Here is a 25,977-nt window from a genome sequence, read left to right on the forward strand (position 1 = left end):
GTATGATGAGCAAACATATTTATCTGCAATTGATCGTTCGGGTTCTATTACTTGCGATTACCGCATTGGCCGTAGGTTTTCTGTTTTTTTATGAAAATTATATATTATTTGCGGTTTTTCTTTTTCTGCTGGGGTTGCAAACCTATTATTTGCTTTACTATGTTAATCAGACCAACAGAAAAATAGCCTATTTTTTTGATGCTATAAAAAATGAGGATTTTACGCTGCGTTTTCCTGAAAAGCTTAGCGGAAAATCATTAACGGAGCTTAATCACAGCCTGAACATGCTTAATACCATGGTGCAGGACATTCACCTTAAAAAGCAGGCACAAGAGCATTTTTACCAAGAGATCTTAAAACAGGCGGATATTGGTATTATGACCATTAATCCCAAAGGGCATATTCTGTACGCCAACCCAACAATTGAAAAATTACTCGATTACCATCCTTTAAATCATGTGAAACAACTCCAACAGATAGACGAAAAGCTATACGATAAGTTTGCCGGACTGAAACCTTTTGAAAGTAGCACCCATCAATTCGTCAATGAACGTGAGAAAACAGAATTGGCGATGAAAGCGACGGCAGTTACTGTAGATGGACAGGACCTTTTGCTGGTTATTGTGCAAGATATCCGTAAAGAGCTGGATGAAAAAGAAACGGATTCTTGGGTGAAACTGATTCGCGTTTTAACCCATGAAATCATGAATACCATTACGCCTATTACTTCAATTTCAGAATCTATTTTAAAGTATTATAAAAAAGGGGAAATGGTTTTGGATGCGTCAGAATTACCGGAGCAGCATTTAAAAAGTACGGTGAAGGGGCTTGAGGTTATTCAAGAACAAGGCAATGGTTTAATGAATTTTGTACAGTCATATCGTAAATTTCTCAGTGTACCTGAACCCGATAGAGAACTTGTGCCTGCACAAAACCTTTTGGAAAAAGTAAAACTGTTGTTAGACGATAAATCTGAAAATATAAAATTTGAGGTAGATGTGGTTCCTAATAGTTTAGAGTTGTATTTGGATCAAAGACAGATATCTCAAGTACTCTTAAACCTGGGTAAAAACGCCAAACAATCGTTGGGTGCTCAAGAGAACGGTGTAATTAAATTCGTTGCCGGAATTAATGAGGCGGATAAGAAATACATTCAAGTATGGGACAATGGTCCAGGAATCCCCCCAGAATTAATGGATGAGATTTTTGTGCCTTTTTTCACTACTAAAAACACGGGAACCGGTATAGGACTCAGTCTTTCCAAACAAATCATGAGATTGCACGGGGGGAGCATACGGGTATTATCAAAAGAGCACACTGTATTCACTTTGACTTTTGATTAAAAAATCAGAGAATAATTAACCCAACTCTTTAAATGGATCCCAAAAATGCTTTTCAAAATCTATGATTTGATTATCAACCACCTTTATGCCCTCATTTTCTAAAAGCTGTTGCATTAGGTTGGTGCCATCAAAATGATGTTTTCCCGTTAGCAGTCCTATTTTATTTACAACGCGGTGTGCAGGTACTTCTGGCATGCTTCCGGCCCCGTTCATGGCCCAGCCCACCATTCTTGCACTGCGTGCAGCACCAAGATATTTGGCTATAGCGCCATAAGATGTAACTCTCCCTTCGGGTATAAGCGCGGCCACCTCGTATACTTTCTGAAAGAAGTTTTTATTCTCTGGTTTCATTAGCGATAGCCGATTCTAAAAATTGTTATGGTTAGCAGTATCAACATGAGCCCGCTTAAAATGTAATTGCTGTTCTTTGAAAACCGATTGGATTTGTTCTCTAATTTATTAAAATAAACGGTGTACATGTAAAGCACGGTAAATGTTCCTGTGCCGGCGGCAAGTATGAAAACAAGAATATCCCAGACTTGAAATTTTATCCATCCAGAAGCATTCCACATAATGTTTAGACCACTGTAATAAGGTATAGTTAATAAGTTCAAAGCGGCCAGAAGTACGCCTTTAAAAAAACTGTTCTTTTTACTAACCTTAACGGTTTTCTTTTTCTTTTCTTTATTTCTAATTGCAGCAATGAAAAAGTAGACCATAAAAAAAGCGAAGACAACAACCGCAATTTTTAATAATACATCAATTACCCCTGGGTTTTTATGTAAAAACTTAGAGATATAAACGGCAATAGTAGCTTGTAGAAGTACCATAGTAGAGCAGCCTAAACTAAATATGATACCATTGAGTTTGCCTTTTTCTACACTAACCTTGGCTGCATTCATATTTAAAAGCCCCGGAGGTACAGTTGCCATAAAAGCTGCGGAAAACGTAGCAAAAAAAAGAATTAAAAGGTGTTGCATGGACTAGTGTACCTTGAATTGAATATAGGTAATTGGCTTACCTTTTTCAAGATACTGTTTTTCGTAGAAAGTCTGAAGTTCTAAAACCTCTTTTGGACTGCCTTCGTTTTTATATACATCATGGTTGGCGTAATTTATTTCTAGGCCTAGACCGTGTAAAAGTCCTAAAGTATAGCCATGCATGAATTCACTGTCTGTTTTCAGGTGCATAAGACCGTCCGGACGTAAAATTCTCTTGTATTTTGCCAAGAAGCTCTCATTGGTCATACGGTGTTTGGTGCGTTTGTATTTTATTTGCGGGTCAGGAAAGGTAATCCATATTTCGGAAACCTCGTCTTTGTCAAAAAGCTCATCCACCAGCTCTATTTGTGTTCTTAAAAAAGCCACATTCTTCAGGTTGTCCTCCAAAGCAGTTTTTGCGCCACGCCATAAACGGGCTCCCTTAATATCTATGCCAATAAAGTTTTTGTTGGGGTCTTGTTTTGCCAGACCAACGGTGTATTCCCCTTTTCCGCATCCCAATTCCAAAACTATAGGATTATCGTTGCCAAAAAAGTCATTCCATTTACCTTTTTTATCAAACCCATTTTTTACGGCTTCCCGATTAGGTTGAATGACATTAGAAAAAGTTTCGTTCTCTTTAAAACGTTTAAGTTTGTTCTTGCTTCCCAATAGTATAAAATTAGATTTTTGTTGAGGTTGTAGTGGTGCTTGTGTCTTCTGCTTTTTCTAAAGTAAAAGAGAATTCAGAACCTACGTCTATTTCACTTTCTACATATATCTTTTCTCCGTGTGCCTCAACAATATGTTTTACAATGGCAAGCCCAAGGCCAGAGCCACCTTCGCTACGACTTCCACTTTTGTCCACGCGGTAAAAACGTTCAAATAGCCGTGGTATATGTTGTTTGGGAATACCTTCGCCATTGTCCGTTACCCTTACGATTACTTTGTTTTTAATCAGATTTTCTACGCTTATCTCCGTAGTACCATTGGTATGACCATATTTTATGGAGTTGACCAAGAAGTTGGTTACTACTTGTTGTATTTTTTCCTTATCGGCTAAGACCAGTATAGGCTCATCATACTCCATGTCAAAAGTGAGCGTAATTTTCTTTTTTGCAGATTTCATTTCTAAGAGGTCAAAGACATTTTGAATAAGTTCAATAATATCAAAAGGTTCTCTTTTTAAATTTAGGTCGCCAACCTCTAGTTTAGTAATGAGATCTAAATCTTTAACAATATAAATTAACCGGTCTACGCCCTTATTAGCACGTTGCAGATATTTACGACGTACATTTTTATCGTCTATGGCGCCGTCCAAGAGGGTTTCTATATACCCTTGAACGGTAAAAAGGGGAGTCTTAAGTTCATGGGATACGTTCCCAAGGAAGTCTTTACGGTACTCTTCCCTAATTTTTAAGGTATCTATTTCTATACGTTTATCCTGGGCAAATTTCCCTATTTCCTCGGTTAAAGTTTTCATGTCCGTAGTAATAGGGCCAGAAACAATAGAAGAGGTTTCTAACATGGCAACATCATCGTAAATTTTCTTTATACGACGATAAATGAATCTTTCTATACGTATTTGTAGGACAATAAATGCAATAGGGAATAGTAATAGGAGGGAAATAATTAGTACCACCCAGTCAAAAGCATTAAAAAGATGTAGAAACAATGCCAATAGCGAAACGAATGCCAAGGCTATCATAAAGGAAGACCTTAGCGCAAAGCGATATGATCTTCTTAGCTTAGCAGACATAAGAAACGAGTTTTATTTTCGCCAAAGAGCAGTTATACATCATCGTTGGGCCATTCACGGCCCAAAATTACTACAAAAAAGACGTATAACTTAATTAATATAGAGACTTAATTAAAGAACAAACTTATAACCAACCCCTTTTACGGTTTTAAAGTGTTGTTCGCCTATTTTTTCACGAAGTTTTCTAATATGAACATCAATGGTACGCCCACCAACAACAACTTCATTACCCCAAACTCTATCAAGAATAACTTCTCTTTTGAATACTTTGCTGGGTTTTGAAGTAAGTAGTGCTAAAAGCTCAAACTCTTTTCTTGGCAGAACAATCTCTTCGCCGTCATTTACAATTTTGTACTCTTCTCTGTTGATAATGATATTACCAACGCTTACAATGTCTTCTTGTGGCGCACTATCTTCTTTTAACCTTCTTAATAAGGCCTTCACCTTACTAACCAAGACTTTTGGTCTAATAGGTTTAGTAATATAATCATCTGCCCCAGCGTCAAAACCTGCTACTTGCGAGTAGTCTTCACCACGAGCGGTAAGAAAGGTAATGATAGAATTTTCTAGACCCGCAGTGCTGCGAATAGTTTCACAAGCTTCAATGCCATCCATTTCTGGCATCATTACATCTAAGATAATTAAATGGGGTTGTTTCTTCTTGGCCATGGCAACACCTTCAACTCCATTTTTGGCAGTAAAGACCTGATAACCTTCGGAAGTTAGGTTGTAACCTACTATTTCCAATATATCTGGCTCATCGTCAACAAGTAATATCTTAATGTCTTTCTTTTTCATTGGGTCTATAAAGATGGTTAATTCGTCAAAAGTAAAGATAATACCGACATACCAACGTCTCTTAACGTTGATTTAATATAGTAACATTAACCTAACCTTATTGCAATAAAGGTTTAACATACGCGTAACTCGACTTTTACTTCACGTGACGTTATTTGCGGCGTTATAAAACTAGATAATGAGACTAATATATTTTATTGCCCTTTGCTTTTTTTCATTTCAACTAAGCGCCCAAGATACGGGAAGCATTGTTGGTACACTTACCGATAAAGAAATGAATGATGACCCCCTGCCTTTTGCTAATGTAGTAATTAAAGGCACAACTACAGGTACTACCTCTGATTTTGACGGACTTTATGAAATAGCAGGTGTTGAGCCAGGAACCTATATAGTATCTTACAGTTATTTAGGGTATGAGACGGTAGATATTCCTGATGTAATTGTTGAAGCGGGAAAAGTAACAACTATTAATGTGCCAATGAGTGCTTCTGAAGGTGTTTCACTAGATGAGGTTGTCGTTACTACTACAGCTAGAAAAGATTCTGAAACAGCTCTTTTGTTGGATCAGAAGAAAGCAACGGAGATAAAAGAAAGTATAGGAGCTGTTGAGCTTGCTAAAATTGGGGTGTCCGATGCGGCTACTGCTACCACCAAAATATCCGGTGTTACTAGTAGTGAGGCTTCTGGGGATGTGTTTGTAAGAGGTTTGGGAGATAGATATTTGTCTACAACCTTAAACGGTCTACCAATACCTTCTGATGATATAGACAAGAAGAATATTAATCTTGGACTTTTTCCAACCCGTGTTCTTCAGAATGTGAGTATTAGTAAAACCTTTTCTGTTGATGGTTCTGCAGATGAAGCTTCTGGTGCTATCAATATTACTTCTAGGGAGCTTTCTGGTTCAAGTGAGCTTTCTATAGGTGTTTCCGGAGGAGTTAACTCAAATGTAGCAAAGGGTGGAGTCTATGATAACTTTAAGATATCACAAAATTCAAAAAACACAGATTTTGGTTTTTATGACCAAAGCCTAAGTACTCAACAGTTGGTTACTAGACAGGGTTGGAACACACTACAACAAGATAATCCAATGGACTACTCTATGTCTATTGCTGCGGGTAAAAAGTTTGCAGATAAACTTTCTGTTTTTCTTAGCGCTTCACATTCGCGTTCTTTTGAGCATAGAGAAGGTTTGTTTAGACAATACCGTTCAAACTTTATAGATGATACCATTACAGATGCAACTACTTTTCGCAAGAAAATTGTAAACACTGGTCTTTTGGATATTACATATTTGGCCAATGACAAGAATAAAATTAAGTCAAGTACTTTTTTCGTTAACAAACTAGATGAGTCGGTTTTTGAAGGAGGTCGTAATGGTGAAGCAACTATTTTTGAAGAGACTGCCGCATCTGAAGGTTTGTTTCAATTTGTAAGAGATCAGAACACCAAACAAACCAGATTGTTGGTTACCCAATTAATAGGTAGACATCAACTTGGAGAAAAGAATACATTGCATTGGGCCGGTGGTTATAACTTCTTAAAGGCAGATGAACCTAATCGTATTCGTAACGAGGTAAACTTTGACCCAGAAGGTACTTTTGTACAATTGGGTAGAAACGGAGGTTTCCAACAAAGAAAATCTAGCCAGAATATTGAGGATATAGAATATAGTGGTTATATCAAAGATGAATTAAAAATTATTGATGAGGAAACCAAAACCTTCAAAATGGATTTTGGAGTTTCTTACAGAAATAAAGAGAGAGATTTTAGTTCAGAATTTGTTGGTGTCGAAGAAAGAAGTACCAACGCTATTAATCCACCTTCTATTGATAATTTAGGAAGTATTTTTCGCCAATCTAATTTTGATGCCGGTCTTTTAGAAATTAATCTTCTAGGCTCCAATGAAAATGGAGAAAGAAAAGATTTGTACCTAGGTACTTTAGATTCTAAAGCAGCTTTCTTTGCCTTTAATGTGGGGCTTGATAAATGGAATTTTGACGCTGGTATCAGATACCAAAATGATGAGATCAATGTAACCTATGATATTGGTAACCTTTCTCCTAGAACAGGAGAAAGTAATCAAGATTACAGTAATTTCTACCCTAGCCTAAACATTAAGTATACTCTTAATGAGCTTCATGCACTACGTTTGGCGGTAAGTCGTACTATAACATTACCTGAGTTTAAGGAAATTGCACCATTTAGTTATGTTTCGCCTACAGGACAGATTAGTCGTGGTAACCCAGATTTAGCAGCTTCTAAGGATATAAACTTGGATCTTAAATGGGAGTACTTTCCTTCTGCTGGGCAATTAGTTTCTGTAGCCGCTTTTTATAAAGATATTTCAGACCCTATTAACCGAGTTAGAGAAACAGGTTCTGCCGGTATCTTCTCTTATTTTAACTCTGGTGAGAAAGCTGAAATTTTTGGTCTTGAGGCTGAAACAAAATTAGACTTGGTAAAACCAGTATTTAATGATGATGATGGTTCAGCTTCAGGGTATGACCTTAATATGGTTCTAAACGTAACTCGTATGTGGCACCAGCAAGATCTTAAAGAGATTTATAACGATAATGGTACGCTTGTAAGAAGTTTTCAATATAAAGGAATTACAGAATCAGACCTTCAAGGTGCATCTGATTGGATTTTTAATACAAGTTTAAACTTTGAGGCTGCTACCGAAAATCCTTTTGCAGCTTCGCTTACGGCCAATTATGCATCAGATAAGATTTATTCTTTAGGAGTGCCTACTGATCAAACAAACCGAGATATTTTTTATGACGATGCTGTTATAGAAAAAGGATTTGTGGTTCTAAATGCACTTATAAGTAAAGAAATAGGAGAGCATTTGAAAATAAGCCTTACCGGTAAAAACCTTTTAAACCCAAAGATTAAGCAAACGCAACTGGTTCGTAACCCAATAACGGAAATCGAAACAGAACAAACTGTGCTCTCTTATACTACAGGAATGGATATTAGTCTAGGCCTTAGTTACAAATTTTAATCATTAACACTAAATCAATAATCAAATTTTTAATCTTTAAAATGTTTATTATGAAATTGAAAACGAAAAACTTTGTAAAAGTTTTGGCAATGGTTGCCGCCATTAGCTTTACAAGTTGTAGCAGTGATGATAACGCGCCAGATGATGGTGAAGATGGAAAAGTTCCTACTTGTACGGATGGAATTAAGAATGGAGACGAAACTGGTATTGATTGTGGTGGGACATGTACGGCATGTGACGCAGCAGCAGAAGGAACAACTTTAACCGGAACATTAACAGAAGAAAGAACACTTGACCCTACTAAGACTTATAGTTTAGAAAAAAGCTACAGTGTAGAAGCGGGTGGTAAATTAATTATTCCTGCTGGAACAGTAATTAACGCAACAGTTGAGTCTGGTGATGAAACTGAAACTTTCATCGTTATTCAAAAAGGTGGTGAAATTGATGTTCAAGGTACAGAGGCTGCACCGGTAACAATGCAGTCTACAGGTGGCGAACCAGGACAATGGGGTGGTTTGGTAATCTTAGGAGATGCTACCACAACAGCTGGTGTAGATGCTACTGCAGAGGTAAGTAACTTCAAATATGGTGGTACTGCTGATGATGATAATTCAGGTTCTATAAAATACTTGATTATTAAGCATGCTGGTGCTCAAATTAACGCTGAGTCTCAATACAACGGTCTTACATTATATGCTGTAGGTTCTGGAACTACTATTGAAAACGTTGCAATGATAGACGGTGAAGATGACGGTGTTGAGTTCTTTGGTGGAACTGTTTCTGCTATGAATCTTTACTTTGAGAACAACCAAGATGATTCTATTGACTGGACAGAAGGTTGGAACGGTACAGTTACAAACGCATACGTATTACATACAGAAGAAGGTTTCTCTACTGCTGTTGAAGCAGATAAGGATAACGGAAACCCTAAATTGATAAACTTTACAGCTGTTTCAACTGTTGGTGGTACTGCTTTACAGTTTAAGGCTACTTCTGGTGCTACAATCACAGGTCTTTCTTTGAGCGGTTATGATACTTCAATTGATATGAAAGATTCTGGTCCTTTGGCCAATGTTATCATAGAAGGTGAGGCTGGAGATCCTGCAAATAGCTATAATGCAAATGCAACGGTTGATGTTGCTTTGTTTAACTGGGTTAATGCTGATGCTACTGTAGGTGGAAGCAGTGTTTTAACTGGTAAAATTACTAGCGATCTTACATTAGACGCTTCTATTAGCTACCTTTTGTCTACTAGCTTAAGTGTTGAGTCTGGTGCTACTTTGACTATTCCTGCTGGAACTAAAATTAGCGCAAAGGTTGAGTCTGGTGATGAAACTGAAACTTTTATCGTTGTTCAAAAAGGAGCAAAGATTATGGTTGAAGGTACTGAGGCTGATCCTGTTGTTATGACTTCTACTAACGGTAACGCTGGTGACTGGGGTGGTTTAGTTCTTTTAGGAGATGCTACTACAACAGCTGGTGTAGATGCTACTGCTGAGGTAAGTAACTTTAAGTATGGTGGTGCTGCAGATGATGATAATTCAGGTTCTATAAAATATCTAATCATTGAAAATGCTGGTGCTCAAATCAACGCGGAGTCTCAATACAACGGTCTTACATTATATGCGGTTGGTTCTGCAACTGTTATTGATAACGTAGCTATGATTGATGGTGATGATGATGGTGTTGAGTTCTTTGGTGGAACTGTTTCTGCTTCTAACCTTTATTTTGAGAACAACCAAGATGATTCTATTGACTGGACAGAAGGTTGGAACGGTACAGTTACAACTGCATACGTTCTTCACAATGTAGAAGGTTTCTCTACTGCTGTTGAAGCGGATAAAGCTAATGGTAACCCTAAATTGATTGACTTTACTGCTGTTTCAACAGTAGGAGGAACTGCTCTTCAGTTTAAAGCTACTTCTGGTGCTACTTTAACTAACGTTAGCCTTACAGGTTATGATACAAACGTTGATATGAAAGATGCTGGTCCTCTTGAAAATGTAATTGTTGATGAAACTGCACTTACATCTGCTGAGGACGATGTTTTCAACGGAACTGCCGTTGATGTTGCCATCTTTGATTGGGCTACAAAATAAATAACTACATTAAGTTAAATGTATTTTAAACCCCGCAATTGCGGGGTTTTTTGTTTCCAATTGAAGCATGGAGAAATCAACCGAATCATAATATTTATAATAATCTTATTTTAGAAAAGTTGAATATCTTTAATAGACGATTTCCAGACGTTGATGAAGAAAAAGCTTTTGAGTTTCTAGAGTATTTAATCGAAGATATTGAGAAATGGATTCTAGCTAACCCCAATAAGCATCTTAACGAACTAATTTTACCATAGATGGAATACTTTTTTTTAGAAAAATGTCTTGATGAGAAAATAGCAGGAACTTTACCTCAACAAAAAAAACTTATTGTTAAGGATGTTAATAGTCCTGATTTTCTAGATAATTTAAGAAACAAATGTATTACTGCTCATTATGAATTGCCTGTTTGCGAAATATTTAAAAAAGCAAACTTCACTGATTTAATTGATGCGGGAGGATTGGGTTTTACTGATTCTTTATTAATTACTGATTCTTTAAAGCGTATAATTGAAGAATTCAATTATTATGGTATTCAGTTTTTTAAAACAAAAGTGATTAAGAGTGGGTTAATTAATAATTCTTATTGGCATACGCATGTCCATGATGTTGCTATGACCTCAATTAATTATAAAAAATCAACTATTACTGAAAGTGGAAGGGGGAAAGATAGACAAGTCTATTCTGAGAAAGTTAATGCTGATAATTTTTTGGAATTTAAAACGAAAGATGAACAATTAGTATACCCTCATTTTTTGACAATAGATAGGGTGGAAATAAAGGCTGAAAACATCTTTGACTTCTTTGCTATAGATTATACTGATGGTGGACTTAAATATGTTATTTCTAATAATCTAAAGAAAGTAATTGTTGATAGAGGGGTTAGTGGTTTGGAGTTTAGACCTTTAAGCATTTCTTATGTTGATTGGGTTTCCAAAGGAGGTATGCGTGAAAAAGTATATGGTAAGGCCTACTAATTGCTTTATAAGTAAATGTGAACTATAAACATTAGTTGCCACTTATTTTATCAATATGTTTTTGTTACGTTCCTACCGACCATTTCTAACTAACCTACACCTTTATATAAATCTTCTTCTTATCTAACAAAAGACCAAGGCTCCAGCAAAATAACATAAAGACTATGGCAAAGGCAAAGGATCCAAAGTAAGGGCCAATCCAACTAAAACCTTTTTCGTACACATAGCTATAAAGAGATTGCTCACCATTAACCCGGATAAATAGGGCGCCAATAGCTACATACTCCGAAAGTAGATATATGAAAAGCGGGTTCTTCCCAAATACTTCAAAGAAATTGTAGTTAACGGGTTTTTTTACAAAGTCTATGGTATAGATAAGTACGGATAACACTACAATGTCTAGACCCACGGTAAGTGTTACAAAAGAGCTTGTCCATAATTTTTTGTTTACAGGGAAGCCTAAATCCCATAGATAGGCAACCACCAATAGACCGGCACCCATCAGTAGCATTTTTGCCAGCTTCTCGTAATTCATGCCGCCATCAATAATATATTTTCCAATAAGATAGCCTACCAAGACGTTACAAATGGAAGGCAGCGTGCTCAAAAGTCCTTCCGGATCAAACGGTATACCATTGCCCATATATAGATGACTATCACCTAGTATAAGACGGTCTACGGTTCTGGCAAAGTTTCCTTCAAGGGTATAGTCGCCAAATGCGGCCAACAGTCCCCAATAGCTTAGTAACAAGATAACTGAAGCTATGATCAGCTGCCTATTGGTTAAAAAGTATATCATCATGGCCCCAATAAAATAACATAAAGCTATGCGTTGGAGTACCCCAAGAATGCGTGTTTCACTAAACGGTACGGCAACAAGGTCACCGGTTTCTGTCCAAGAAACAAACGGGATCCAGTACATGATATACCCGAGTAAAAAAATAATCAAGGCGCGCTTCGCTATTTTTTTGAATACTTCGGAGAAAGTTTTGTCTCCCCATTTGGTCTTTACAAAAGCAAAGGCGTTACCTACTGCAAATAAAAACGAGGGAAAAACCAAATCGGTAGGTGTAAAGCCATGCCATTTGGCGTGTAACAGAGGTGAAAAGGTAAAGCTCCAGTCGCCAGGGGTATTTACAATAATCATTAGGCATACGGTCAATCCCCGGAATACATCGAGTGCTTTAAATCTTTTCATGGTCGGTTACTTTTAGTTATCCCCTAAGTTAAGCGCTTTAATTATTTTTTCAAATACATCGCTGTTTTCGTAGGTGCCTTGAAAATATTGGGAACGGGGCCCATATGCAAATATGGGCACCATTGTGGCCGTATGATCATAGGTTGTAAAAGTTCCTTCAATAATACTTTCCTTTAAATTGCCCTGTGGAATGGAAAAACCTCCGGTTTCGTGATCTGCAGTAACTATTACTAAAGTATTTCCAGAAGTGTCTGCAAATTTTATAGCTTCGGTAATGGCCCTGTCAAAGTCAATTCCTTCGGTAACTATACCACCAACGTTATTGCGGTGCCCGTTGCTGTCTATTTGTGCCGCTTCCACCATTAAGAAAAATGGTGTTTTCTTGGAGTTTAAAAACTCAATGCCGTTTGTTGTTGCTTCGGCTAAGGCATTATCTCTCCCTTCTAGCACTCCGGGTACACCTTCCATGGAAAGAAAATGCCCCAATTTATCAACTTTGCTCGAACCAATCTCATTGATGTTGTTTACAAGGGTGAAATCTGTCTTTTTCCAATCGAAATCAAAATTATTTGAACCTCCACCTACAAAAAGGGAGAGTTTACTTTTTAATAGGTCATTAGCGATGAGTTCCGTATCAGAACGGTCTTTTTGGTGAGCGAAGAATGATGCTGGTGTAGCTCCGGTAACATGGTCAGTAGTAATAATACCCGAAACAAAATTGTGTTTGGAGAGAAATTCGGGCATGTTTTCAATGGGTTCTCTATAAGGATTTAAACCAATAGCTCTATTGTAGGTCTTGGTGCCAGTAGCTAAAGCAGTACCTGCAGCAGCAGAATCTGTGGTAAAATCATCTGAAGATTGGGTTTTTATAAAACCGATACTTTTTAGTTGAGATAGGGTCAACTCACCTCCATTGGCCAAAACAGCCGATGAAATCTGGTTAAGGCCATTCCCATCTCCAATAAGGAATATTACATTCTTTATAGGCATGTCTTTTTGGTCCGTAGCATAGGTTGGTTTGTATACTTCCGATTTAATTTCATTTTTATAGGTGCGCTGTTCCAATGTGTTTACATACGTAGTGGCCTTATGCGGCATATCCGTATTTATAATGTCTACGCCTAGATCAGAAAATGCTTTCCAGGCAGTTTTGGAATCTGGTGTGCCCCAAAAGCGGAAAGGTTTTTTTAGTGCATGTGCTTTTTTAATGGCTCCGGAGACTTTTTTATAGTCTTCCTCAGTAAGTCTGCCTTTTCCGTTCCATTCCGAAAAGTTTTTGAAGCTGACACTTATAAAAGCTACTTTTTGCCAATCATCAGAAGCTAGGTCACTTTCTAATTTTTGATGGTCAAAATAAATAAAGTGGGGATAGGAATCATATGTTTTGGCATCGGGCCTGTGCCCGGAAATGACGATTTTTATATCGGGTCTGGAGGTGATTTCAGGGTATTTTTTAAGAACTGCTAGTATCTTTTTTAACGTAGGTTCAGCATCTGATTTAATGTCTAACATGAGCATAAGCCCAGAAGGATCGCCAATGTTGTTTTCTATGGCATATTTTAAAGGCTCTAAATAAAGAATCTGTAAGGTGTTGCCTTCAATGATTTCAGCTTCAGTATGGGTAACATTTAGTTTCCCATTTTTCAAAAAGACATCGGCCTCAAGAATATCTAGTCCGTTGGCATAAGCAGTCCAGAAAGGTACATTTTGAAGATAATCGTTATGCGAATGAATTAGAGTTTTTCTGTTTTGTTGTGCACCAAGTAAGGTGATACAGAAAAGAGCGAATAAAAAGGAAAACTTTGTTTTGAATCTATACATACCATAAAATTAATAAAAGGGTGCCCCATAAGGGACACCCTTTCGTAAAAAACTAAACTAACGAACTAACTCTACCATCCTTTATTTTGGGGGATTCCGGATGATTCAATTACTGTACTAGGTATTGGCCAAACATTCATATAGGAAGCATCAAAATTACGTGCAGGCCAAACTATTTCTGATGTGTAGGGGGAGTCGGGATTGGAACGGTCCGCATAGATACGCCCATAAATGGGCTCGGCATAGGTTGCTGCAGCATCACCCCAACGGACTAAGTCAAAGTGCCGGTTAGCAAATTCACCCGCAAGTTCAACGCGTCTTTCATGTTTCAGATCTGCCATAGTTGTGTTGGAAATGGCTGGAAGCCCAGCTCTTTCACGAACCATATTCAAAGGTGCATCTCCGTTATTTCCATCCATTATAAGAGCTTCGGCTTTCATAAGTAAAATTTCCGCGTAGCGCATTAATGGAACGTTGTAAACTGTTGATGGGTCGTCTCCATTACTGTTCAGATAAGTTCCGATAGGATTTTCGAACTGAAACTCATACATGTATTTGTTAAACTGAAATCCGGATAATGAATTTTCTGACTGGTACCTTCTGTCTTCACCAAAAAAAGTAAAGTCATCTCCAAAATTCAAAACGGTCACAGCCTTTCTGGCATCATCTGCTTCAAACTCATTGTACAATCCTTCGGAAGGCGTGTAATAGCCCCAGCCATTATATTTACCCCAACCCTTGTTTTCTAACATAACACCGGTTAGAATGCTGCCTTTGTCCACTCCGGAGTTTACGGACCAAATATATTCGCTGGTCCAATTGTTTAAATGACTGTGAAGTTCACGGTAATCTTGTGATGGATTGCCCGTGTTGATCAATGCTCTGCCAGACCCGCTGTTGGTAACGGCATCTGCATGTTTAACCACCTCGGCATATCTAGAAGCATCATATTGTGCCCAGTATAAGTTGGTTTTGGCCATGTAGGCATAAGCAGCGTCTTTGTGCGGGCGACCGTAGTTTTCTGAAGAATAATCAGAAAATAGCGGTAGCAATTCGGCAGCTTTAATAAGATCTGCTTCTATCTGCTTGTAATTTTCAACAACACTGGCAGGTCTTGAGTAGCTGCCAGGCTCATCGTTCATGTTTTCTTCAGTAACAATAGGTACGCCTCCGTTATTTCCATCATCGCCATAAGTATGGGCTACCCAGAAATAACTGAAAGCACGCATAAAATAAGCTTCTCCTAAATATTGGTTTTTTAGGGTTTCGCTAATATCCATATTGGGTACATTTAGAATAACATCATTGGCACGACGTATTACTTTATAGCTATTGGGATAGCAAGTTGAGGTGTAACCGCCTTCGCCACCCGTGATATTAAAGTCTTTGATATTATCTGCAGAAGCTTTAATACGACCCGTAATCATATCGTCCGAAGCGTTAATGTACCAGAAGAAACCTCTAGAGAACATCTCTTGGTCGGTCATATAGGCGTACATACTGTTCACCGCTTCCGAGGCATCTTGCTCGGAGGTCCAAAAGTTAGCGTAAGATGTGCTTCCCAGCGGACTTACCTCTGTGAAATCGTCTGAGCATGTAATGAGGTTTAGACCTGCTAGACCTACTACCAAACTCATTGTTTTTATTCTATTTAATTTCATTTTTTAGTATTTTTTGGGTTAGAGCGATAATGATAAACCTGCTGTGATGGTTCTAGATAATGGGTATCGTGCAATATCTAATCCTTTGCCGCCAACCTCTGGGTCAATACCTGTATAATCCGTTATCGTAAATAGGTTTTCTGCTGAAATGTAGAAACGTAGAGACGAGCCGGGCAATAGGGAACGCATGATACGGTCATCTACGGTGTAGCCCAACGTAACGTTTTTCATTCTTAAATAGGAAGCATCTTCAAGATACCAGCTAGAGGCCAATCCAAAGTTTTGGTTGTCATCTTTAGTAGATAGCCTAGGTGTTGTTGCTCCGGTATTTGATGAAGACCAAGCGTCTAGTGCTCTGTTATCTAAGTTGTAGCCGGTAAGGGAGGCATTATAGGTAGAGAACTTATACCCGTTAAATACTTCAACGCCAGAAACGCCTTGGAATAGCATGCCCAAATCAAAGTTCTTATAATTCAAGTTCAAACCGAAGTTATAAGTGAAATCTGGTTGATAGCTATCGTAAAAAACTTTGTCATTGTCATCTATTTTACCATCGTCATTGCTATCGGTAAATTTAAAATCTCCCGGTTGTGCATTAGGCTGAATTAAATTACCATCTTTTGTATAGGCATCAATTTCGGCCTGATTTTGAAATATACCCGTTTGCGGTACTACGTAAACTGAGTAAAGAGCTCTGCCAACTTGTGAACGATAGGGTCTCAGTACACCTCTTACATTATCCGAATGTGCAATAAAATCAATACCACTACTGTTGTATCCATCTAGGTTTACCAATTCATTATCTAAAACACTAGTATTGGCATTGACTGTAAAATCTAAGTCGCCAATTGTGTTAGAGTAACTGGCGGAGATTTCAAACCCATTGTTTTTAACTTCTCCTCCATTAACATCTGCCGCGGCGGTACCTTGGTGCAGGTCCTCAAGTCCAGGTAGAATCATACCCTTTGTACTTTTTTCAAAATAATCGAAAGTAAGACTTAAACTGTTGTTGAAAAGAGCTGCATCAAGTCCAAAGTTGACAGATTCCGAAACTTCCCAGTTAAGATTTGGATTGGATTGTTTTCCAACAAAAGCACCCTTGTCATCAAAAGAAGCATCTTCTCCAATGGTAACTACGGTGGTATTTAGTGGAACATCAAATGAGTAGTAGCCTACCGAGTTAATGTTACCTATTTGCCCCCAAGAAGCTCTAAATTTTAGGTCGTTGACGGCTTCGACATTAAAAAACGATTCGTCTGATAATCTCCACCCAACCGTAGCAGATGCAAAATTATCTGCTTGGTTGTTTGCAGCTAGACGAGAAGTCATATCTCTTCTAATACTTCCCGAAACAAAGTAACGGTTCTTGTAATTGTACATTACCCTACCTATGGCAGATGTTAATGCGTCTTCATACACTTCTGTTGTTGGATTTCTAATAACAGAAGCATTAGATAAATACTGGTTAAAAGCCTCTTCGTTACTGAAACCTTCGCCTCTGCTCGATAATTTTTCAAAATCGGTATGTTGTGAAGAGTAAATAGCGGTAACATCTAGATTGTGATCACCAAATGATTGTTTATAACTCAACTGATTGTCCCATACCCAACGGTTCGTTGTTGCATTTGACTGGTCTAAGCGGTTATTTGGATTAGAACGGCCTAGCTCAGGTACTTTAGGTTGAAACCTTTTATACTCTGTATTGGTGTAACTGTAGGAGTAGTTAGTCTTAAAGGATAACCCGTTTATAATATCATATTGTAAAAATACGTTGGCATTTAAAAAGTTGGTAGGAGCAGTAGTTGTTGGTCGTAATAATAACGCCAATGGGTTGTACACATCTCCATACGCTCCCGCAAATTGCGATAAATCTTCTGGTGCAACACCGGCAAAACTGCCATCTGCATAACGTGTTGGAGAAGCAGAAGGCATATAGATGGCGTTAATGATTGTCCCGGAATAGGGGTTGTCTGTATTGGTTCCTACGGCTTCTGAACGTGAGAAATAAACGTTCTCTCCAATCTTTATTTTATCCGAAAGGTCAAAATCTGATTTTACCCTAAAATTGTACCGTTCTGAGCTGGTGCCTTCCAAAAGGCCATTTCTTTTGGTATAGCCAAATGAGGTTAGGTAGTTCATGCTTTCTCCAGCCCCGCTAATATTAACGTTAGCATTGTTCATGCCTGCCGGTCTAAAAATAGCATCTACCCAATTGGTACGGTTTACTTGTCCATAAGGGTTCTGTGCAGCATCGTGTGCGGATTGTCTAGGTGTGCCTGCGTTATCTGCAGCCGTGTTATATACATTGGCTTGCTGCTGTGCCGTAAGTGGCGTAGGCAAGTTGGTGGCCTCTTGGATACCGCCATAGTAATCTACGGTGATACGAGGTTTTCCAATGGCGCCTTTTTTCGTTTGGATAACGATCACCCCAGATGCCGCTTGTGCTCCATAAATAGCTGCCGATGCCGCATCTTTAAGAACAGATATGGAGGCAATATCGTTAGGGTTAATGGCAGGACCATAATAAGGAACACCGTCTACTACGGTAAGCGGACTTTCATTAGCGAAAGTTCCCAGACCGCGAATAACGACGTTGCCGCTAGAGGTAGGATCACCACCTTGGCTTAGTACGGTTACACCGGCAACATTACCTTGTAAGAATTCCGTAGCGTTCGTAACGGGTCTTGACGCAATACTCTCTACATTGCTTACCGTTGCAATAGCTGTTGTTAAATCACCTTTTCTTGAGGAGCCATAGCCAATAAGAACTACTTCATCTAAAAAACTAGCTTCTTCACTTAAGGCTACATTCAGGGTTTGATCTCCTGAAAAAGGCATTTCTTTACTGGCAAAACCTAAGGAAGAGAAAACCAAAGTTCCGTTTTCTTCGGAGATGTTTATAGTAAAGTTACCGTCAAAATCTGTAGAGGTTCCTATTTGGTCTCCTCCTTTTAATATAATAGATACAGATGGAATAGGCATCCCGTCCGTTTCGGAAACTACCGTTCCCTTTACTGTTACTTGCGAATAAGAAAAGGAAATACATCCTAATGCTATTAGCAGAGTTAAGTACACTTTTTTCATTTAGGTAGAATTTTAAAATTGGTTATCTACCAAAAGTAGGCGGAGGCGCTTCTTTACCGGATGAAAAAAGAATCATAAAGGTGTACTTACGACTCAAAAAAGGGGGTGGGTCGTTTCTTTTTGGTGCACTTTTGTTACAATAATTATAGCGTAACCTTGTGATAATATGTAGTTAACACTAAGCCTGTGCGGTTTTTGCTCGATATTCTTTTGGGCTGCACTCAAAATTTTTCTTAAAGAGACGGCTAAAGTATTTGGGATCGTTAAAACCGCACTCCATACTTATTTCCGAAATGTTTAAAGTGTGGTTTTTGAGAAGATACTCCGCTTTTTGCAATCGTAATTTTATAATTACGTCAGAAGGAGATTGTTGCAATACTTCTTTAAAGGCACGATAGCACTTTATTTTTGATACAAAAAGCATTTCCTTCAACTTTTGAACGTTAAACGATGGGTTGTTAAGATTTTCCTTTATAAGATTTAGTGCCTTTTTTACCAGTTTTTCGTTAACGGATAAATTTTGGTCTTCATTAAAGGGTGTTTCAAAAAACAGGTGTTTAGAGGAGTTGTTTGCATATTTTTTTCTAAAAGATAAGAGCTTTGTAAGCTTACTTTGAATAAAAGATTTGCTCACAGGTAATTGTATAAAGGCATCTGCACCCAGTTCAGTGGTCTGTATACGTAAAGAGTGGTCAATGTCTTCAGAGATGTATAGTATAGGAAGTGCAATTTGTACGCCGTTATTCTTGGTGAGATGAAAGAGTTGCACCAACTGCTCGTCAATAGGAATGTTATATAGTATTAAGCAATGAATATCTACGTGTTTTATAGCAGAAGAAATAGCTGCCGTAGTCCGCTCAAATACTAAATTATTTTCTTGGTCATCAAACAATTGAAAAGCAGGTAGGTAGTCATTGTCATTACAAAAGATAAGGATGTTGTTTTTATCGGATGGTAATTTTTGGTTGAGGTCTAGATGCTTCCATAATACCTCTTCAACCTTGTTATTTTCAGTATCCACTACATTTATGGGCAGATGTGCGGAGATGGTTAAATTATCCTCATTGCTAACTGCAAGAGTACCTTCCATAGCTGTTAAAAGTGTGGTTGCTGCTTTGTAATACGGACTATAATGCTGTATGCTGAAGAAATTGTCGGTTAGAACCTTGCTATCAGATTCTACAAAGAGCTCAAGCGACTCACCTTTTGTTTTTACTCTTACTTTTAGATAACTGTTTTTGGAAATATATTTTAAGATGTCATTAAATAGATACTTAAAAAATAACTTAAACCGCAGGGAGTCCAATTCAACCCATTGGTCGTCTATATCTAGGGAGTAATCCAAATTTACTTTAGATTTTTTGGCCTGTACCGAAAGTCCGTCTATAAGAACTTTTACCGTTTGTTTTATTTTGGTGGCCGATTTTTTTAACTCACCTATATCCTTAAAGTTGGTAAGGTAGTCCCACTCCGAAAGTAATGTGATTAGCTTGCTAGATTCTGTGTTGATGTTCAGCTTTACACTTTCGTCTTCAATAAGTGTTTTAGAATTTTCAATTATTTTTGAAACAGGCTCTTTGAACTCGGATAAAACAAAGGTCTTGAACTTTTCAATTTCAAAATCTTCATTCTTAAGTTGATGATATGAGTTTAGAAGTTCTTCTCTCTGGCGATTTATTTCCTTGTTTTTTTCATCTAGCGTATGATTTACCTTAACCAAGCGTTCCTTTTGCCGGTTAATGATATCGGTTCGTTCCTCTATTTTTAATTCTAGTTTTTTCTGGTTTTTTGCAATGTTTCTATTCCTAGCAAAAAACCAAATGGTAAAGGCAATAAGAGAAGTGGCCAATAGTAAAATATAGAACCAAGTAGTTTTATAAAATGGTTTTTGGATGAGTATAGGTATACTGGAAATGGCAAGGTCATTGGCCAAAGAATTTTTGACTTCAAATTTATATTCCCCATCGGGGATATTTGTATATTGAATAGGATTGTTCTTGAACGTTTGAAAACCGTTGTCATAGCCCGATAGTTTATATAGGACCTTATTGTTTGGGTCGTTGGAAAAAACAATAGGTTCAATTTTTATCTCTAATGAGTTATTCCTGTAGCTTTTTGTAATGCCTTGTGAGAAATTACTAATACCGTCAATATGTACCTTAAGTTTAGGTAGTTCTTTTGTAACGTTAAGTGTAGCTGGGGAGAAGTAGTTCAACCCGTTAATACCAGCATAAAAAATCGTGCCTTTTCTGTCTCGATAATAGGCGCCCTCGGAAAACTCTCGAGCTTGCCAGCCCTCGTCCATATTTAGGCTACTTACTAAAAAGTTGCTCCTGTTTACCGTAGCAATACCTTTAGTGGTACTTATCCATACATTGTCGCTATCTAACATAAGACTGTATACCATATGACTGGGTAGGCCTTCACTTTCTGTAATGTTATGAACGAGTCCTTCGTTCTTGTCATAGATGCTAATTCCACCTAAGCTGGCAATCCAATAGTAACCTGTTTGCTTGTCTTTAAAGGAGGTAAAAATGCTATTGCCAAGAATACCATCATTGACTGTAATTTTCTGCAAGTCTCCAGTGTTTATATCCAATAGAAAAAAACCTTGATTTTCTGTGCTGATCAGGAGTTCATTGTCTACAAACGTTATATTTCTAATATGGTATTCGTTAAGCGCGTTTTGACCTTTAAAAGGTTCAAAGGTGTTGGTTTTTAAATTGAATTTAGCAGCTCCTCCCCAGCAGGAAATCCAAAGGTTGTTTTGGTGGTCTTCATGAAAAGAATAATTTCTGTCATTGGGAAAGGCATCAATATTCTTGGATTCATATAGTTGGTACGTATGGTCTGTTATTCTAATAATTCCGGCATAGGTTCCAACCCAAATCTCGCCTTCTGTGGTGGTGTATAAGGAACGAATACGCTCCCAATCTCCATTTTCTTGCGCTTCTTGAACATTATATTTTATAAAACAGCCTTGGTCTAAATCAAAATAAAGAAGCCCTTTTGTATAATAGCCTAGCCATATTCTACTTTGAAAATCCGTAGTAATTGCCCGTATAGTTTCATTGGGTAAATGTGGAAATTTATTGGGGTGCGGGGTAATTGTTGTTATTTTATCAGAATCTGTATAGGCCATACTTAGCCCGCCATCTTTGTGTCCCAACCAGATGTTTCCAAAATCGTCTTCGTACAACTTTTCTACTTCGTCACTATTAAAACTGTGCGGATTGTACAGGTCATGAAAGTAGTGATTTATCTGCTCGTTATTTAGGTTGTTACGGTGGTTAGGGATAATGTAAACCCCATTTCTTCTTGTGGCGTACCAGATATGACCAGCAGTATCTTTAAGTACATCGTTAATAAAAATATTGGGGTACTTACTTAGTAAAATACTCTTTAGAATGTACTCGTCTTCTTGCTTCTCTTCTACAAATTGTGATTCTTCAAAATTCCCATCTATAAATTCGTAATTGACTTTAGAAGTTTTGACCCCTATTGTACCATTCTGAGTGAGCATCAAATTTTTTGGCGTGCTATCAAAAGAAAAATTTTGAAACTTACCATTGCCTAAATATCTACTAACCTTATAATCTTTGGTAATAACCCAGATGTGCCCTTCTGCATCTTTTTTTAAATTAAAGGTATGGTTTCCGGCTATAGAATTAGGGGTTTTTAGATCGTGTTTATAGGTAGTGAAAGTAGTTCCGTTATAGCTATTTAAGCCGTCCCAAGTGGCAATCCATAGTAGCCCATCATCATCACTTATAATATCGTTGATGGAATTATTAGATAGTCCGTCGTTCGTGCTTAGTGTCTTAAACTTTATATTTTGCCCAAAAATAGGGTTGCTAAGTAGCATTGTGAAAAAACCGAAAAAAAGAAATGGAAGCTTCATAATGCCTAGCTCTTTGGGGATTTGAGTTCAGGCTAAAATAAGGAAATTAAGCTATATAGAAGGTTAACATATTATATCCATGTTTTGGAGTGGTCATGTAGGAATGTATAAAGGTTTTTGGACCTTTTTGTAATTTGCTGAATTACGGCGAATACATATAAGTCTAAGTTCAGGTTAAAAATGTGTTGAACTTAGACTTACTAAGTCCTAGTATCTTAATCGCTTGGCGGTTCGTACCTAATTTTTTTTAATCAAGGTGTTGTTTTTTAAGGAGTTAAATAGAAATACTGTTATTTAAGTTTCCGGTCTGACTCCTCAATTTCTAGGTCGTTAATGCTGGCATAACGTTTCTCCATGAGGCCATTTTCGTCAAACTCCCAATTTTCATTTCCGTAAGCTCTAAACCATTGTCCAGCTGTATTTCTATATTCATATTCAAAACGGACAGCGATTCTGTTATCTGTATGCGCCCAGTATTCTTTTTTTAATTTGTATTGCAGTTCTTTTTCCCATTTCCCAGTTAAAAAGGCTTGTACTTCTTTTCTCCCATTTACAAATTGGTTTCTATTTCTCCATTCAGTATCAATAGAGTAGGCCATTGAAATTTTCACGGGGTCTTGACTGTTCCAAGCATCTTCGGCTAATTGTATTTTTTGTTTAGCCGTTTCAAGATTGAATGGTGGTAAAGGATGTTTTTGTTCCATAGTTTTGATTTTTATTGCTGAACTTTCGGTAGTACTAATGATTTTTTTGTGTTGTTATGGACAAATATATGCTAATTATTATTTTTTACCAAACGTTCGGTAATAAGACTTAAAAGAACCTAAATCGTACTAGTATGGCTGTTTTAGTTTGTTGTAGATTGGTATTTAATACTATTAAAAACACTTTAGAAGATTAGCTTCCGACTAGGGTAAATAATCCTCTAGGGTGTCTTTACGGCTTTTACCCCAGCTTCTATTTTTAATTGAAGGTCATTCTCCTTAGGGGGAATGGGGCAGGAGCTGTAATTATTGTAAGCACAGTAAGGGTTGTAAGCCTTATTGAAGTCGATTGTAATATGGTTTGAATTCGGGATTTTGAGATCAATATATCTGCCACCACCATAAGTTTCTTTTTCATTGGTTTGGTCGGTAAAGGGTAGAAATAAATAGTCTTTGAATTCTTCGGTTTTACGTAAACGATGGCTTTGGTAAATAGTTAATTTATATGGTTTTCCTTCTATTTCAAAAACAACTTCCCCATATTTTTCATAGGTAGGGGTCCTATTGGTCGTAGTTTTCATTTGAAACGGTAGTGGGTCTAAAATTCTCGTGAATTTAGCCTCTACACGGAATGCTTCGTTAATTGGATAAAAGTTGTGACCTGTAAATTTTTTCTGCCTTTTTTTGGATAAAGGTGATTTGTCCGGGTTTTTGAATTCGGCATTCAGTTCTTTTTGGAATTCTTTTACTTCATCACTATGAGATTGCTCTTGAGCGAATACTATGGTATTAGTGAGAATTAATAGTATAGCTAAGATTATTTTCATATTGTTTTGAAGGTTAATTGCATTCAATTGCTTTATCCAACTAAAATGAACAGAAAACCCCTTTATATTAAGGGGTTTCAGTTATTGTTATGGCGAATATAGTTCATCATATAAATGACTCACTTACTCTCCAAGCTCAGTAATCTTCTGTTCGTAAAGCTTTTTGCTCTCTACAACGGCAACATTCAGTTCTTGCATAATACCTTCTACACGGCCTTCTATACTCTTCATTTGGTCATTGATATTGTCAAAAGAATTAAGGGCGGCAGCTACTTCTAAAGCTTTTACCACTTCTACAGCATCACCGTGTAAGAGTTTTAATTTATCAATGGCTTTAGAGGTATTGGTCAATGTGCCGTTATATTTGGTACGCGCTTTTTGAATGGCACTCAAAAGCGTTTTTTTGCTGGTTTCGTCGCTTAGACTGTTGGTCTGCTTTTCCATGGCAGTAAAAAGGTTAGCGGCCTTTTCTTTTAAATCTTCGTATTCTTTGTTCAGATTATTTACACGGCGGTCTACTTTTTCCCAATCGCCATATACCTTCGCAAATTCCTTATCCTCATTTTTGGTGTCTTCTAAAGCAGCTTTTAATGCGCTCAGAGATTCTAGGCCTCTGTTTACATTTTTATTGGCAGTCTCTTTTTTGTTTTCAAAAGTAGATACTTGACTTTTGAATTTATCTTTTAAACGAATAAGGTCTTCGGGACTTTTGTTTTTCCAACAAGAGGTGAGTACAAGAGCAGAAAGGGCAATAAATAGTGTTCTTTTAAACATGAATTTTAATTATTTAGTTAATGGTGGGGCAAAGATACGTATTCTTCTAACCTTTCGCTTTTAGGTAGTCCGTCAACTTTTGAGGGCCTTCCAGTAAAACACGTACTACACGAAGCGTGCCATCATCGGTAGTAGAAATTTGCCATTTTATTAATGAAATAGTTCCTTTTTCAATTTCAATACCCGTAATGCTGCGTGGGTGTACACAACTACCATCATTAAAAAATGGAATGTCTCCAGGTTCTGGAAAACGGGGTCTATGGGTGTGGCCAACAATAGTAATTAAAAGGTTGTTTTTTAGTATCCACTTTTTAATTCTACGTTCAATTTTAATGAGTTCTTTGTAGTTTTTTGCGGGGCTTGTTGGGTCTGCAATGCCCCACACTTGCAAAGGTTTCCAAAGTGCGCGAACCAAAAAACGACTCCAGCGCCAAAAAGTATAATTCCACCAATCTGCTTGATGGCCATGAGTCAAGAAAATTTCTTGTTGTGTATTCTCATGCTTTAGTATAATGCCTTCGTGGTAGGTAATGCCTTCAAAAAGCTCTTTAGATTCTCCGTCTATAGGTTCAAAATAACTGCTTAGATTCTTCTTAACATACTCAGGGTCTTTATAAACCATGTCATGGTTTCCCCAAATCATGTGTAATCTTCGGCTCCAATGAAATTTTCGCAACAGCTCATAAACATTCTTGTGAGCCTCAAAAATGGAATCGAAAAAACGATTCTCCCAAAGCTCATCTCCATCGCCTATTTCGCAATAGTCAAAGCCTTCCTTGAAATAAAAGTTGAGGGCATGAAAGTAGATGTTCCGGTTGTTGGCAAAGTCATCTGCAAAGCTATTGTCACCTCTATGGCAGTCACTGAAGAGAATAAATTTCGATTCATCGTCAAAAGGGACCACTTTGGCATTTTGGTATGCTCTGGATAACCGGGTATTGGACGACATATTGTAAATTTGCATAAATATCTAAAAAAAGCGACGAAAGGCATAAACTTTGTTTTAACAAAGCAGTATTTTCTTTTGTAACTTTATAAAGGTAT

The 25,977-nt window shown here is 37.5% G+C and carries 18 protein-coding genes; 4 read left to right on the plus strand and 14 right to left on the minus strand.

What is annotated here, in order from left to right; all coding sequences use genetic code 11:
* Positions 1-2 precede the first annotated feature (2 nt).
* On the plus strand, positions 3-1,343 hold the full coding sequence (locus IWC72_RS08275) for a sensor histidine kinase (protein WP_194529447.1): 1,341 nt from the start codon (positions 3-5) through the stop codon (positions 1,341-1,343).
* A gap of 15 nt (positions 1,344-1,358) precedes the next feature.
* On the opposite strand, the gene IWC72_RS08280 is transcribed toward IWC72_RS08275, so the two are convergent.
* From IWC72_RS08280 to IWC72_RS08300, 5 genes are all read right to left on the minus strand, one after another.
* The gene (locus IWC72_RS08280) at positions 1,359-1,694 is read right to left on the minus strand and encodes an MGMT family protein (protein WP_194529448.1); all 336 of its coding nucleotides are present in this window, start codon (positions 1,692-1,694) and stop codon (positions 1,359-1,361) included.
* Positions 1,694-2,323 (minus strand): LysE family transporter, encoded by a 630-nt coding sequence (locus IWC72_RS08285; RefSeq protein WP_194525747.1) that lies wholly within the window; start codon positions 2,321-2,323, stop codon positions 1,694-1,696. The genes IWC72_RS08280 and IWC72_RS08285 overlap by 1 nt, the downstream gene beginning before the upstream one ends.
* Before the next feature lie 3 nt (positions 2,324-2,326).
* Positions 2,327-2,995 (minus strand): tRNA (guanosine(46)-N7)-methyltransferase TrmB, encoded by a 669-nt coding sequence (trmB, locus tag IWC72_RS08290; RefSeq protein ID WP_194529449.1) that lies wholly within the window; start codon positions 2,993-2,995, stop codon positions 2,327-2,329.
* A 10-nt stretch (positions 2,996-3,005) separates the two neighbouring features.
* The gene (locus IWC72_RS08295) at positions 3,006-4,082 is read right to left on the minus strand and encodes a sensor histidine kinase (RefSeq protein ID WP_194529450.1); all 1,077 of its coding nucleotides are present in this window, start codon (positions 4,080-4,082) and stop codon (positions 3,006-3,008) included.
* Between the two features lie 111 nt (positions 4,083-4,193).
* Entirely contained in the window at positions 4,194-4,880 is a 687-nt protein-coding gene (locus tag IWC72_RS08300) for a response regulator transcription factor (RefSeq protein ID WP_194525750.1), read from the minus strand.
* Between the two features lie 178 nt (positions 4,881-5,058).
* Between IWC72_RS08300 and IWC72_RS08305 the strand changes: the two genes are divergently transcribed.
* The 3 genes from IWC72_RS08305 to IWC72_RS08315 all read left to right on the plus strand — a co-directional run bounded on the left by IWC72_RS08305 (position 5,059) and on the right by IWC72_RS08315 (position 10,963).
* Complete coding sequence (locus tag IWC72_RS08305) at positions 5,059-7,887, plus strand: TonB-dependent receptor (RefSeq protein WP_194525751.1); 2,829 nt, start codon at positions 5,059-5,061, stop codon at positions 7,885-7,887.
* A gap of 50 nt (positions 7,888-7,937) precedes the next feature.
* Positions 7,938-9,986, plus strand: coding sequence for a hypothetical protein (locus IWC72_RS08310; RefSeq protein WP_226979525.1), 2,049 nt, complete (start codon positions 7,938-7,940; stop codon positions 9,984-9,986).
* A 257-nt stretch (positions 9,987-10,243) separates the two neighbouring features.
* Positions 10,244-10,963 carry a hypothetical protein gene (locus IWC72_RS08315; protein ID WP_194529451.1) on the plus strand — a complete coding sequence of 240 codons (720 nt, stop codon included), beginning with the start codon at positions 10,244-10,246 and terminating at the stop codon, positions 10,961-10,963.
* Between the two features lie 94 nt (positions 10,964-11,057).
* Here IWC72_RS08315 and IWC72_RS08320 read toward each other — a convergent pair whose 3' ends face one another.
* The 9 genes from IWC72_RS08320 to IWC72_RS08360 all read right to left on the minus strand — a co-directional run bounded on the left by IWC72_RS08320 (position 11,058) and on the right by IWC72_RS08360 (position 25,882).
* On the minus strand, positions 11,058-12,161 hold the full coding sequence (locus tag IWC72_RS08320) for an acyltransferase family protein (protein WP_194529452.1): 1,104 nt from the start codon (positions 12,159-12,161) through the stop codon (positions 11,058-11,060).
* Positions 12,162-12,173: 12 nt separating this feature from the next.
* On the minus strand, positions 12,174-13,982 hold the full coding sequence (locus tag IWC72_RS08325) for an alkaline phosphatase (RefSeq protein ID WP_194529453.1): 1,809 nt from the start codon (positions 13,980-13,982) through the stop codon (positions 12,174-12,176).
* Positions 13,983-14,053: 71 nt separating this feature from the next.
* Complete coding sequence (locus IWC72_RS08330; protein ID WP_194529454.1) at positions 14,054-15,643, minus strand: RagB/SusD family nutrient uptake outer membrane protein; 1,590 nt, start codon at positions 15,641-15,643, stop codon at positions 14,054-14,056.
* An 18-nt stretch (positions 15,644-15,661) separates the two neighbouring features.
* Positions 15,662-18,727: a SusC/RagA family TonB-linked outer membrane protein gene (locus IWC72_RS08335; RefSeq protein ID WP_194525757.1), complete on the minus strand. Its 3,066-nt coding sequence runs from the start codon at positions 18,725-18,727 to the stop codon at positions 15,662-15,664.
* A 178-nt stretch (positions 18,728-18,905) separates the two neighbouring features.
* Positions 18,906-22,628 (minus strand): AraC family transcriptional regulator, encoded by a 3,723-nt coding sequence (locus IWC72_RS08340; protein WP_194529455.1) that lies wholly within the window; start codon positions 22,626-22,628, stop codon positions 18,906-18,908.
* A gap of 290 nt (positions 22,629-22,918) precedes the next feature.
* Positions 22,919-23,332: a nuclear transport factor 2 family protein gene (locus IWC72_RS08345; protein WP_194529456.1), complete on the minus strand. Its 414-nt coding sequence runs from the start codon at positions 23,330-23,332 to the stop codon at positions 22,919-22,921.
* Positions 23,333-23,553: 221 nt separating this feature from the next.
* Positions 23,554-24,159, minus strand: coding sequence for a DUF1684 domain-containing protein (locus IWC72_RS08350; protein ID WP_194529457.1), 606 nt, complete (start codon positions 24,157-24,159; stop codon positions 23,554-23,556).
* 123 nt (positions 24,160-24,282) lie between these two features.
* Positions 24,283-24,933: a hypothetical protein gene (locus tag IWC72_RS08355; protein ID WP_194525761.1), complete on the minus strand. Its 651-nt coding sequence runs from the start codon at positions 24,931-24,933 to the stop codon at positions 24,283-24,285.
* 46 nt (positions 24,934-24,979) lie between these two features.
* Positions 24,980-25,882, minus strand: a complete 903-nt coding sequence (locus IWC72_RS08360) for a metallophosphoesterase (RefSeq protein WP_194525762.1) — start codon at positions 25,880-25,882, stop codon at positions 24,980-24,982.
* Positions 25,883-25,977: the final 95 nt, after the last annotated feature.

The organism is Zobellia roscoffensis, from assembly GCF_015330165.1.
In the GTDB taxonomy this organism is placed as follows: domain Bacteria; phylum Bacteroidota; class Bacteroidia; order Flavobacteriales; family Flavobacteriaceae; genus Zobellia; species Zobellia roscoffensis.

Excerpts from the sequence above, each read along its gene's own strand:
- IWC72_RS08275 (WP_194529447.1), top strand. The coding sequence starts at position 3 with ATGATGAGCAAACATATTTATCTGCAATTGATCGTTCGGGTTCTATTA.
- IWC72_RS08280 (WP_194529448.1), bottom strand. The coding sequence starts at position 1,694 with ATGAAACCAGAGAATAAAAACTTCTTTCAGAAAGTATACGAGGTGGCC.
- IWC72_RS08285 (WP_194525747.1), bottom strand. The coding sequence starts at position 2,323 with ATGCAACACCTTTTAATTCTTTTTTTTGCTACGTTTTCCGCAGCTTTT.
- IWC72_RS08295 (WP_194529450.1), bottom strand. The coding sequence starts at position 4,082 with ATGTCTGCTAAGCTAAGAAGATCATATCGCTTTGCGCTAAGGTCTTCC.
- IWC72_RS08300 (WP_194525750.1), bottom strand. The coding sequence starts at position 4,880 with ATGAAAAAGAAAGACATTAAGATATTACTTGTTGACGATGAGCCAGAT.
- IWC72_RS08305 (WP_194525751.1), top strand. The coding sequence starts at position 5,059 with ATGAGACTAATATATTTTATTGCCCTTTGCTTTTTTTCATTTCAACTA.
- IWC72_RS08310 (WP_226979525.1), top strand. The coding sequence starts at position 7,938 with ATGAAATTGAAAACGAAAAACTTTGTAAAAGTTTTGGCAATGGTTGCC.
- IWC72_RS08315 (WP_194529451.1), top strand. The coding sequence starts at position 10,244 with ATGGAATACTTTTTTTTAGAAAAATGTCTTGATGAGAAAATAGCAGGA.
- IWC72_RS08320 (WP_194529452.1), bottom strand. The coding sequence starts at position 12,161 with ATGAAAAGATTTAAAGCACTCGATGTATTCCGGGGATTGACCGTATGC.
- IWC72_RS08325 (WP_194529453.1), bottom strand. The coding sequence starts at position 13,982 with ATGTATAGATTCAAAACAAAGTTTTCCTTTTTATTCGCTCTTTTCTGT.
- IWC72_RS08330 (WP_194529454.1), bottom strand. The coding sequence starts at position 15,643 with ATGAAATTAAATAGAATAAAAACAATGAGTTTGGTAGTAGGTCTAGCA.
- IWC72_RS08335 (WP_194525757.1), bottom strand. The coding sequence starts at position 18,727 with ATGAAAAAAGTGTACTTAACTCTGCTAATAGCATTAGGATGTATTTCC.
- IWC72_RS08340 (WP_194529455.1), bottom strand. The coding sequence starts at position 22,628 with ATGAAGCTTCCATTTCTTTTTTTCGGTTTTTTCACAATGCTACTTAGC.
- IWC72_RS08345 (WP_194529456.1), bottom strand. The coding sequence starts at position 23,332 with ATGGAACAAAAACATCCTTTACCACCATTCAATCTTGAAACGGCTAAA.
- IWC72_RS08350 (WP_194529457.1), bottom strand. The coding sequence starts at position 24,159 with ATGAAAATAATCTTAGCTATACTATTAATTCTCACTAATACCATAGTA.
- IWC72_RS08355 (WP_194525761.1), bottom strand. The coding sequence starts at position 24,933 with ATGTTTAAAAGAACACTATTTATTGCCCTTTCTGCTCTTGTACTCACC.
- IWC72_RS08360 (WP_194525762.1), bottom strand. The coding sequence starts at position 25,882 with ATGTCGTCCAATACCCGGTTATCCAGAGCATACCAAAATGCCAAAGTG.